The 11,139-nt window shown below is 39.7% G+C and carries 7 protein-coding genes; 4 read left to right on the top strand and 3 right to left on the bottom strand.

Annotation, left to right across the window (positions count from 1 at the left end; all coding sequences use genetic code 11):
* From tdeA to AAX18_RS03450, 3 genes are all read right to left on the bottom strand, one after another.
* A partial coding sequence (tdeA, locus tag AAX18_RS03460) for a toxin/drug exporter TdeA (protein ID WP_046952964.1) occupies positions 1 to 1,157 on the bottom strand: 1,157 nt, incomplete at its 3' end.
* 76 nt (positions 1,158 to 1,233) lie between these two features.
* Positions 1,234 to 3,165 carry a MacB family efflux pump subunit gene (locus AAX18_RS03455; RefSeq protein ID WP_046952963.1) on the bottom strand — a complete coding sequence of 644 codons (1,932 nt, stop codon included), beginning with the start codon at positions 3,163 to 3,165 and terminating at the stop codon, positions 1,234 to 1,236.
* Between the two features lie 18 nt (positions 3,166 to 3,183).
* Entirely contained in the window at positions 3,184 to 4,365 is a 1,182-nt protein-coding gene (locus AAX18_RS03450; protein WP_046952962.1) for an efflux RND transporter periplasmic adaptor subunit, read from the bottom strand.
* A 223-nt stretch (positions 4,366 to 4,588) separates the two neighbouring features.
* Between AAX18_RS03450 and glnS the strand changes: the two genes are divergently transcribed.
* The 4 genes from glnS (at position 4,589) to glgB (ending at position 11,137) form a co-directional block, all read left to right on the top strand.
* A complete protein-coding gene (gene glnS, locus AAX18_RS03445) occupies positions 4,589 to 6,259 on the top strand; it encodes a glutamine--tRNA ligase (protein WP_046952961.1) in 1,671 nt (556 codons plus the stop codon).
* A gap of 65 nt (positions 6,260 to 6,324) precedes the next feature.
* Positions 6,325 to 6,777, top strand: coding sequence for a YcgN family cysteine cluster protein (locus AAX18_RS03440; protein ID WP_005627066.1), 453 nt, complete (start codon positions 6,325 to 6,327; stop codon positions 6,775 to 6,777).
* 70 nt (positions 6,778 to 6,847) lie between these two features.
* Positions 6,848 to 8,938: a 4-alpha-glucanotransferase gene (malQ, locus tag AAX18_RS03435; protein WP_046952960.1), complete on the top strand. Its 2,091-nt coding sequence runs from the start codon at positions 6,848 to 6,850 to the stop codon at positions 8,936 to 8,938.
* Between the two features lie 9 nt (positions 8,939 to 8,947).
* Positions 8,948 to 11,137, top strand: coding sequence for a 1,4-alpha-glucan branching protein GlgB (gene glgB, locus AAX18_RS03430; RefSeq protein ID WP_046952959.1), 2,190 nt, complete (start codon positions 8,948 to 8,950; stop codon positions 11,135 to 11,137).
* Positions 11,138 to 11,139: the final 2 nt, after the last annotated feature.

Below are 11,139 nucleotides of genomic sequence, written 5' to 3'. Positions count from 1 at the left end.
AATGTGCTTTGCGCTTGGGTAAAGGCAAAGTAGTTGGTATCCACATTATTGAGAGCGGTGGTAATACGTTGTTCATAATTTAAACGTGCGGTTTCATAGTCAGCTTCAGAAATTTTAACGTTCCATTTTACGGTGTTCCAATTTAAGAATGGCAAGCTAATTCCTACTGTGCCAGCAGCCACAGGATTGTGTAATGCCGTGCCAACAGTGCTTGCTGTTGAAGATAGACTTCCACCTAAATTAACTTCAGGGAACCAGCTTTTTTGGGTTGCTTTTGCATTTTTGAATGCACTGCTTAAACGGAATTGTGCTGCTTTTACATCAGGACGATTTGCAATCACAGAGACTGGTACATTTAAGTTCACCCCTGCAGTTTTCACATTCATAATATGAGGGAATGTGATATTTAACGCATCGTTTGGTTTTAAGTTCAGCAGATTGCGTAAGGTTTGTTCTGCTGTTTTGCGCTGGGTTTCAAAATTTAATTTGTTATTACGTGCCGTTAATACTGCTTGTTGTGCTTGATCAACACTGACCGCATCAGCTACACCTTGCGCTAAACGAGTTTGCATAATATTACCAATGTCAGTGTAATATTTGATCGTTTCGTTGGTTGTGCTAATTGCATCATTTAAATAAGCGATTTGATAATAAGTCGTGACCACAGAATTTATTAATGATAAACGAGCAGATTCCATGTCTTCTGCGGTTGCTTTGTGCGACCATTCCGCAGCATCAGCGGCATTGGCTAAACGTTGCCACAGATCCAATGTATAGCTCACATTTAAAGAACCTTTGTGCGAAATGGCTGAGTTTGCACTTGTGTCAACTCTGCGTTGTGCTGCAGATGAAGTTGAACCATTAAATGCAGGCACTAAATTTGCGCCCACTAAATTTGCACTGTAAAGCGCACGGTTTACTGCCACAGCTGCTTTAGCTAAATCTTTGTTGTTTATTAAAGCTTGTTCTACGACGCGATTTAATTGCGCATCATTATATAATGACCACCAATTTTCTTTTACATTATATTGCTTGGTAATTTCTTCATATTGCTTGTAATCTTCAAGGCTAGCTTGATAAGAATCGCCAATATTGGCACATCCCACTAATGCAGCAGACATCAACAAAGCAAGCGTGATATTTTTCATTTTAAACATTGAGTTTTCCTTCTTACGAAAATGAGTGGAAAGTGCGGATGATTTTAACCGCACTTTTGTGTTTTACAAAATTTCTTTATTCTCGAGCAAGAGCGGTAATTGGATCTAATTGTGCTGCGCGTTTTGCCGGCATATAACCGAAGATCACACCAATCAAAGTTGAGAAGACCACTGCGGCAACGATTGAGCCAGTTGAGAATGCCATCGTAAAGTCAGTCATAAATACGTTAAAGAGCAGACCGATTAAACCCGAAAGCAGAATACCCGTCACGCCGCCAATTAAACAAATCAGCACTGCTTCAATTAAAAATTGTTGCAGAATATTAAATTGTCTCGCCCCAATCGCCATGCGCACACCAATTTCTTTGGTTCGCTCTGTCACGGAAACCAACATAATATTCATTACCCCAATCCCACCAACGATTAATGAAATAAAGGCGATAGAGGAAATGAGCAATTTCATCGTGCCTGTTGTGCTTTCAATAGTTTGTTTAATAGTATCGCTATTCATGATGAAGAAATCTTTTTTACCATGACGCATGGTGAGCAATTCAGTAATTCCTTTTTCAGCGACAGTCGTATTCACGGAACCATCCACTTTTACGGTAATTGAAGCAATTTTTTTGCTGCCCGAAATACGATTCATCACGGTAGTGTAAGGCGCATAGAGATTAAGTGAACTGCTTGCCCCGCCCATTCGTTTATCAGATACTACGCCAATAATGCGTAATGGACGTTTATTAAACATTACGATTTTGCCGATAGGATTTTCATCAGGGAAAATGGATTTTTTCGCACTTTCATCGATTAAGGCTACTTGATTGTTATCAGCAACATCTTGAGCAGAAAATAAATTACCGGATTTTAGTTTTAATCCATCTACATCAAAATATTGTTCGCCTACACCTTTTAAACTGGTTGAGGAGAAAGTCTGGTTACCATAAATTAATGTGCCACTTGATGAGCTATTTGGCGTGACGCTTTGTACATAGCTTTGTTGGTTTAAGGCTGTGGCATCATTAATTGTCAGATTTTGCATTTGTTCAGCACGACGATCACCAAAGCCCGTACCATTAAAAATCGTCATGGTACTTGTACCAATACCTTTAATGTTTGCCAAGATTTTTTGTTGTGAACCGTTTCCCAATGCCACAACGGAAACCACGGAGGTAATCCCGATAATAATCCCAAGCATGGTTAAAAGAGAACGCATTTTGTGGGCAATAATCGCACTCACTGACATACGAAAGGCTTCAACAAATTGATCTTTGCTGAACCCAAAGTGCGGTTTAGATTTGGTTGGATTTTCGACCGCACTTTTTACCGCTTCTTTTTGCGTATCGCCAATGATTTCGCCATCTTTAATTTCAATCACGCGATTCGCACTGGCGGCAATTTCTCGGTCGTGGGTTACCATAATAATAGTGTGGCCTTCTGCGTGTAATTGGCGCAGAATTTCCATCACATTTTGACCGCTTTGCGAATCCAATGCACCAGTGGGTTCATCGGCTAAAATAATTTCACCGCCATTTATCAACGCACGCGCAATACTCACACGTTGTTGCTGACCACCAGAAAGTTGGCTTGGTTTATTTTGCCATTTATCGCCTAAACCTAATTTTTCTAAAAGTTGTTTCGCACGAGAAAGACGTTTTTCTTGCGACATCCCCACATAAATTGCAGGCAAGGCGACGTTTTCTGCAGCGGTCAAGCTCGACAATAAGTTATAGCGTTGGAAAATAAAGCCGAATTTTTGGCTACGTAAATCTGAAAGCTGATCTTTGCTTAATTCAATGGTTTCTTTGCCATTGATTTTGTAAGAACCACTGGTTGCCGTATCCAAACACCCGATGATGTTCATCAAGGTCGATTTACCCGAACCCGATTGCCCAATAATCGCGACGAAATCGCCTTTTTCTATATTTAAAGAGACATTCTTCAAAATATGAACACGATTTTCGCCTTCACCGAAGTAACGGTTGAGATCCTTAATTTCAATGATATTCATTAATTTTCTACCGCACTTTTAGAACATTCTTGGACCACGAGGCATCGAGCCAACTTGTTCACCATTCGCAACTTGCGACACAATGACTTTTTCACCTTCCTTTAAACCCGATTTGATTTCAGTTTTGAAATCATTTTGAACACCGACTTCAACTTCACGCTGTTCAGGCTGATTTTTGTCACTTAATACATTAACAAAGCTTTTACCATCACGTTTTTGAATGGCCATATTGGAAATCAATAAGACATCTTTCGCGTTGGCAATTTTGATGTTGTTTTCTGTCGTCATTCCGATACGTAAAGTACGATCAGGGTTATCAATCAAAACATTGGCGTAATAGTAGATTGCACTGGTCGTTGAGCTGCTACTTGAGCTACTAGAAGTTGAGGTTGAAGAACTATCACTTGTCGTGGTATTTGCCGGATCAACCGAATCAATGACAGAGTGATACAGGGTTTGGCTATCCGATAAAATCGTAAAACTCACTTCTTGACCGGCTTTGACTTTGGTAATGTCGCCTTCTGAAATTTCAGGCTTAATTTTCATTTTGCTTAAATCGGCAATGGTTACAATTGTTGGCGTCGTTTGGTTGGCATTAACGGTTTGACCTTCTGAAACAGGCACAGAAATCACGGTACCGTCCATTGGAGCGGTGATTTTGGTGTAGCCCACATTGGTTTCAGCGGTATTCACTTCAATTTCAGCTTGTTTGATATTGGCTTCAATGGCTTCCATTTCTGCTTTTGCATTATCAAGGGTGCTTTTTGCCGTATTTACACTATCTAAAGATGTCGCTTTTTGCGTATAAAGTTTTGATAAGCGGTTATAGCTTGAAAGGGCAACATCATAAGCGGTTTTCTTTGCTTTTAATTGTGCTTGATAGCTAACCAATGCCGCCTTTTTGGTATTTAAGGTATTAATTTGGGTTGTGGAATCAATATCAGCGATCATTTCCCCTTTTTTGATTTCTTGCCCTAACTTGACATACAGTTTGGTGATTTTACCCGAAGCTTGGGCGCCGACATCGACTTCATTCACGCTTTCAACTGAACCAGAAGCGACAACGGTTTTTTCAACATTGCCACGGGCAACTGATTCAGTCAGATAGGTCGTTTCTTGTTTGCTATTGTTAGAGAAAAAATAATAAGCCGCACCAGCAGAGACGAGTAATCCGAGTAAAATAAAAAAGCGTTTTTTCATAAAGACTTTATCATCCTAAATAAAAAATGAACGTTTGTTCAGTGAAAGTATATTCTAAAGGTAAACTTTTCAGTTTGCACGAAAAATCTTCAAATTAGACTTAAAAATCCTCAAAAATTCAGTCTTAATTTAATGAAAGTGCGGTTAGTTTTGTGATCAAATTCACAAAGCCTTGCTTTTCGTATAGAATGACAAAATTATTTTTTCTATTTATGAGAAAGTTATGAGCAATACAGAAATTCTAGAAAGTGCAGAAAATATTCGCACGCACAATTTTATTACCCAAATTATTGATGAAGATTTAGCTTCAGGTAAACACAAAAGTGTTCACACTCGTTTTCCGCCTGAGCCAAACGGTTATTTGCACATCGGCCACGCAAAATCGATTTGCTTAAACTTCGGCTTGGCAAAAGAATATAACGGTTTATGTAACCTACGTTTTGATGATACCAACCCGGTGAAAGAAGATGTGGAATATGTGGATTCCATCAAAGCGGATGTGGAATGGTTAGGCTTTAAATGGGAAGGCGAACCGCGTTATGCGTCTGATTACTTCGATGCACTTTATGGCTATGCGATTGAGTTGATCGAAAAAGGTTTAGCCTATGTGGATGAACTTTCTCCAGACCAAATGCGTGAATATCGCGGTACGTTAACTGAGCCGGGCAAAAACAGTCCGTATCGTGATCGTAGTGTCGAAGAAAACTTAGCGTTATTCGAGAGAATGAAAAATGGCGAATTTGCGGAAGGTACATTAAGTCTTCGTGCGAAAATCGACATGGCTTCACCATTTATGGTCATGCGTGATCCTGTGCTTTATCGTATTAAATTTGCAAGCCATCACCAAACAGGTGACAAATGGTGTATTTACCCAATGTACGATTTTACTCATTGTATCTCTGATGCAATCGAGCGTATTACTCATTCGATCTGTACATTAGAATTCCAAGATAACCGTCGTTTATATGACTGGGTATTGGAAAATATCAGTATTGAGCGTCCATTACCGCATCAGTATGAATTCTCACGTTTAAATTTAGAAGGTACGCTAACTTCTAAACGTAAGTTATTGAAATTAGTAAACGACGGCATTGTGGATGGTTGGAACGATCCGCGTATGCCAACAATTTCAGGTTTACGTCGTCGCGGTTATACACCGGCTTCGTTACGTGAATTCTGTCGTCGTATCGGTGTTACTAAACAAGATAACGTCGTAGAGTATTCTGCACTTGAAGCCTGCATTCGTGAAGATTTAAACGAAAATGCACCACGCGCAATGGCGGTGATTGATCCTGTTAGTGTCGTGGTTGAAAACTTTGAAGGTGAAGAAACCTTAACGGCACCAAATCACCCGAATCGTCCTGAATTAGGGGAGCGTCAATTACCGTTTACGAAAGAGCTTTATATTGATCGCGCAGATTTCCGTGAAGAAGCAAACAAACAATATAAACGCTTAGTATTGGGTAAAGAAGTACGTTTACGTAACGCCTATGTTATTAAAGCTGAACGTGTAGAAAAAGATGCAAATGGTGAAATCACCACGATCTTCTGTACTTACGATCCTGAAACTTTAGGTAAAAATCCAGCAGATGGTCGTAAAGTGAAAGGGGTAATCCACTGGGTTTCTGCTGTGCATAATCATCCGGCTGAATTCCGTTTGTATGATCGCTTATTTACCGTGCCAAATCCAGGTGCTGAAGATGATATTGAAAGCGTGTTAAATCCACATTCTCTCGTGGTAAAACATGGTTTTGTTGAACAAAGCTTGGCTGCTGCAGAAGCAGAGAAAGGTTATCAATTTGAACGTGAAGGTTATTTCTGTGCGGATAGTAAAGATAGCCGTCCCGAACATTTGGTATTTAACTTAACAGTAAGCTTAAAAGAAGGCTTTTAATTTTAATCAACCAAGTGCGGTCAAAATAAATGCGATTTTGACCGCACTTTTTATTTGTATCAACTATGCAACTTGAACCTAATTTTTGGCAAACAAAATCCCTGCTTGAAATGACCGAATCTGAATGGGAAGCCTTATGTGATGGCTGCGGCAAATGCTGTTATCGCAAATATATTCAAGGGCGAGGCAAACGCCAAAAACTTTATTACACTCGAATTGCTTGTAACCTTTTAGATGTAGAAACAGGAAAGTGCGGTAATTATTCAGAGCGTTTTAAAATTGAAACTGACTGCACCAAACTCACCAAAAAGAATTTACCTGATTTTCATTGGTTGCCTGACACTTGCGCTTATCGTTTGCTTTATGAAGGAAAAACCTTACCTGAATGGCATCCACTCATTTCTGGCCATTCAAATTCCTTGAAAAATGCTGATGTTTTAATCAAAAATGGTGTACATGAACGCGATGTGATTGATTGGTTTGAATTTATTATTGACGAAGATCACACTTTTAAATAAAGCCAGTTGTCATCACTTTCAGCTTAGTTATAATCCCTAACAAGAGTTATACAGTTGTCATGTGGTATCTATGCAAATCTCGGATTCTCTCAAACAAAAAGCAGAAAAATGCGGTATAGCGCTTTCTCATTATGATATTGATGGACATCTTATTTTCGCAGATGAAAAGACGGTTTCAACTTTTGTTGAGCTTTTGCAGCCTCCGCTAAAAGCGAAAGGACAGTTTGACGATGTACTGGCTGCATTTGAAAATGAACCGATTGATTATCGACTCAATCGTCTAGATTTGCCCGCTGCCGATGAATATCGTTATCAGCTGATTGATGAATCTAATGTCATTCTGTTAGAAAAAACACTTTCAAATTTATCCGCACTTTCCTTGTCTCCACTTCCTTTTGGCTATTATCAATTATCTATTTTTTCTGATACTGAACAGTACCGCGTTCGTTTACTTATTTCTCCTAAAACGGCTTTTCAACCACCCGTATTAAAAAATAAAAAAGTGTGGGGTGTGAATGTGCAACTTTACAGTTTACGCTCTGAACAAAACTGGGGCATTGGCGATTTTGGTGATTTAGCTTATTTAATCGAACAAAGTGCAAAACAAGGTGCAGATTATGTGGGAATTAATCCATTACATTTGCCGTATCCTGCTGTGCCAAACTGGGCCAGTCCTTATAGTTCATCCTCTCGTCGTTGGTTGAATTTTTTATATTTAGCGATTACAGAGTTACCAGAGTTTAAGCGTTGCCGTTCAGTGCAAAATTGGTTTAAGCGTGAAGATATTCAAGCAAAAATTGCTGCTTTACGTGAAAGTGATTGCGTCGATTATTCTTCAATATTGGCTTTAAAATTAACCGCACTTGAGTCCCTGTTTGATTTCTTTCAGCGTAGTCAATCCGCTGAAATTGTGACACGTCGAACAATCTTTGCTGAGTATTTAAAAAACAAAGGTGAACCTTTGTTGTTACAGGGGCTATTTAATGTATTAGATTTACAAGAACACGCCGACCATCAAGCAGAAGAAAATACCATCGGTTGGCTTGGCTGGCGTAAGGAATGGCAACATTTAAGTGCGGCAAAAAGAAAAGCCCTATTAAAAACACATAATGAGCAAATCCAATTTTTTGCTTGGTTGCAATGGCTTACAGAAGAACAACTTTCCGCATTACAAAATCTTTGTAAACAGTCTGGTATGAAGTTGGGTATTTATGGCGATTTAGCGGTGAATAGTTCTCGTGGCAGTGCTGATGTATGGAGCGATCCTGATTTATATTGTGTAAATGCCTCTATTGGCGCGCCACCTGATCCGTTAGGCCCCGTCGGGCAAAATTGGAATTTGCCACCTTATAATCCAACAGTGCTAAAAGCACGTGGCTTTGCACCATTTATCGATATGCTACGTGCCAATATGCAATATTTCGGTGTGCTACGTATCGATCATGTTATGGGCTTATTCCGTTTGTGGTGGATTCCAGAAGGAAAAACCGCGGCTGATGGTGCTTATGTGCATTATCCTTTTGATGAATTAATGGCGATTCTTGCCATTGAAAGTGTGCGCAATGAATGTTTGATTATTGGTGAAGATCTCGGCACCGTGCCTGATGAAGTGCGGTGGAAATTAAACGAGTTTCAAATTTTCTCTTATTTTGTATTGTATTTTGCCCAACGAAATGACGAATTTCCTCGTATATCTGATTATCCTCGAAATGCTTATGCCACCATTGGCACGCATGATGTTCCCTCATTACAAAGTTTTTGGCATTGCCGTGATTTAGAATTATTTAATCAACTTGGTATTCTAAATGGGGAAGTGCTCAAGCAAAAATACGATCAACGCGTTGTTGATAAACAAGCCTTATTAAATCGTTTACATCGTGATAATTATTTACCTCCGCATTATGAAGGCGATGCGCTTTCTATGGCGATGCACGATCATTTAAACAGAATGATCCATCATTATTTAGCGGAAAGTAACAGCCGATTGATTGGTGTGCAATTAGAAAATTTACTTAGCCAAGAAATCAGTTTTAATTTGCCAGGCACCTCAAATGAATACCCAAACTGGTGCAAGAAACTTGCTCAACCGTTAGCGTTTATTTTTAGCAATGAAGCTTTAAAAACGTTCTTTGTGCAAATTAACCAAGGGCGAAATGTATAAGGAGTAAATATGACAACCGCAGTAACACAAGCAATTATTGATGGTTTTTTTGATGCGAGCAATGGCGATCCTTTTGCTACGCTTGGTATGCACGAAACTGAGCGCGGAATTGAAATTCGTACGTTATTGCCAGATGCCAATCGAGTGGTGGTGATTGAGCGTGAAAGTGGTAAAGAAATAACGGAACTGGATTGTGTCGATGAGCGTGGCTTTTTTGTTGGTGTGATTCCAAATTGTCGTCACTTTTTTGCTTATCAATTACAGGTTTTTTGGGGCAATGAATCGCAAATAGTCGAAGATCCTTATTGTTTTCATCCTATGATTGATGATTTAGAACAATGGCTACTTTCTGAAGGTTCTATGCTTCGCCCATATGAAATACTTGGTGCGCATTTTATGGAATGTGATGGTGTGAGCGGGGTGAATTTCCGCTTGTGGGCACCTAATGCAAGACGCGTTTCTATTGTAGGTGATTTCAACTATTGGGATGGTCGCCGTCATCCTATGCGTTTTCATCTAAAAAGTGGTGTGTGGGAGCTCTTTTTACCAAAAGCCAGTTTAGGACAACTCTATAAGTTTGAATTAATTGATTGTCATGGCAATCTTCGTTTGAAAGCCGATCCATTTGCCTTTAGTTCGCAACTTCGCCCTGATACAGCATCGCAAGTGAGTGCATTACCAAATGTTGTCGAAATGACGGAACAACGTCGTCAAGCCAATCAAGCAAATCAACCGATTTCCATTTATGAAGTGCATTTAGGATCTTGGCGTCGTAATTTAGAAAACAATTTTTGGCTAGATTACGATCAAATTGCTGATGAACTCATTCCTTATGTAAAAGATATGGGCTTCACCCATATAGAATTTTTACCGCTTTCTGAATTTCCATTTGATGGTTCTTGGGGCTATCAACCACTCGGACTTTATTCGCCAACCAGTCGCTTTGGCTCACCTGAGGCATTCCGTCGTTTAATAAAACGTGCACATGAAGCAGGAATTAATGTGATTTTAGATTGGGTGCCAGGTCATTTCCCAAGTGATACGCATGGTTTAGTCTCATTTGATGGTACGGCTTTGTATGAGCATGAAGATCCTCGCGAAGGCTATCATCAAGACTGGAATACCTTAATTTATAACTATGGGCGTAATGAGGTCAAAAATTTCTTATCCAGTAATGCCCTGTATTGGCTTGAACGTTTCGGTGTAGATGGTATTCGCGTGGATGCCGTGGCTTCCATGATTTACCGAGATTACAGCCGTGCGGAAGGTGAGTGGATTCCAAATCAATATGGCGGACGTGAAAACTTAGAAGCCATTGAATTTTTAAAACATACCAACTGGAAAATTTACAGCGAAATGGCGGGGGCAATTTCTATTGCGGAGGAATCTACCTCTTTTGCTGGTGTGACTCACTCGAGTGAAAACGGTGGATTGGGCTTTAACTTTAAATGGAATATGGGCTGGATGAACGATACGCTCGCCTATATGCAGCTTGATCCAATTTACCGCCAATATCATCACAATAAAATGACTTTTGGGATGATGTATCAATACAGTGAAAATTTTGTGTTACCGCTTTCACATGATGAGGTGGTGCATGGCAAATATTCGCTCCTCGATAAAATGCCAGGAGACGCATGGCAAAAATTCGCGAACTTACGTGCTTATTACGGCTATATGTGGGGGCACCCGGGTAAAAAATTGCTCTTTATGGGCAATGAATTTGCTCAAGGTCGTGAGTGGAATTACGAAGAAAGTTTGGACTGGTTCTTGCTTGATGAAAATATCGGTGGTGGCTGGCATAAAGGCGTTTTGAAATTAGTAAAAGATTTGAATCATATTTACCGAGAAAACTCACCGCTCTTTGAACTGGATTATTCACCTGAAGGCTTTGATTGGCTTGTCGTTGATGATGCGGCAAATTCTGTATTTGCTTTTGAGCGTCGCAGCTCAAATGGAGAGCGCATTATTGTCATCAGTAACTTCACCCCTGTGCCTCGCCATAATTACCGTATTGGGGTAAATGTTGCAGGTACTTATGAAGAAATTTTGAATACTGACTCTATGTATTATCAAGGCTCTAACGTGGGCAATTTTGGCTATGTGATAAGTGAAGAAATTGAAAGCCATGGACGAGAAAATTCTATTTCGATTTCTATTCCACCATTGGCGACAGTTTATTTGAAATACAATTTGTAAGA

This window comes from Haemophilus haemolyticus (assembly GCF_001008205.1).
Classification (GTDB): Bacteria; Pseudomonadota; Gammaproteobacteria; order Enterobacterales; family Pasteurellaceae; genus Haemophilus; species Haemophilus haemolyticus_Q.
This window is presented reverse-complemented; position numbering and strand designations above follow the sequence as displayed.

Bases quoted from the DNA above. Each gene is read 5' to 3' on its own strand.
- AAX18_RS03455 (WP_046952963.1), bottom strand. From the start codon at position 3,165: ATGAATATCATTGAAATTAAGGATCTCAACCGTTACTTCGGTGAAGGC.
- AAX18_RS03450 (WP_046952962.1), bottom strand. From the start codon at position 4,365: ATGAAAAAACGCTTTTTTATTTTACTCGGATTACTCGTCTCTGCTGGT.
- glnS (WP_046952961.1), top strand. From the start codon at position 4,589: ATGAGCAATACAGAAATTCTAGAAAGTGCAGAAAATATTCGCACGCAC.
- AAX18_RS03440 (WP_005627066.1), top strand. From the start codon at position 6,325: ATGCAACTTGAACCTAATTTTTGGCAAACAAAATCCCTGCTTGAAATG.
- malQ (WP_046952960.1), top strand. From the start codon at position 6,848: ATGCAAATCTCGGATTCTCTCAAACAAAAAGCAGAAAAATGCGGTATA.
- glgB (WP_046952959.1), top strand. From the start codon at position 8,948: ATGACAACCGCAGTAACACAAGCAATTATTGATGGTTTTTTTGATGCG.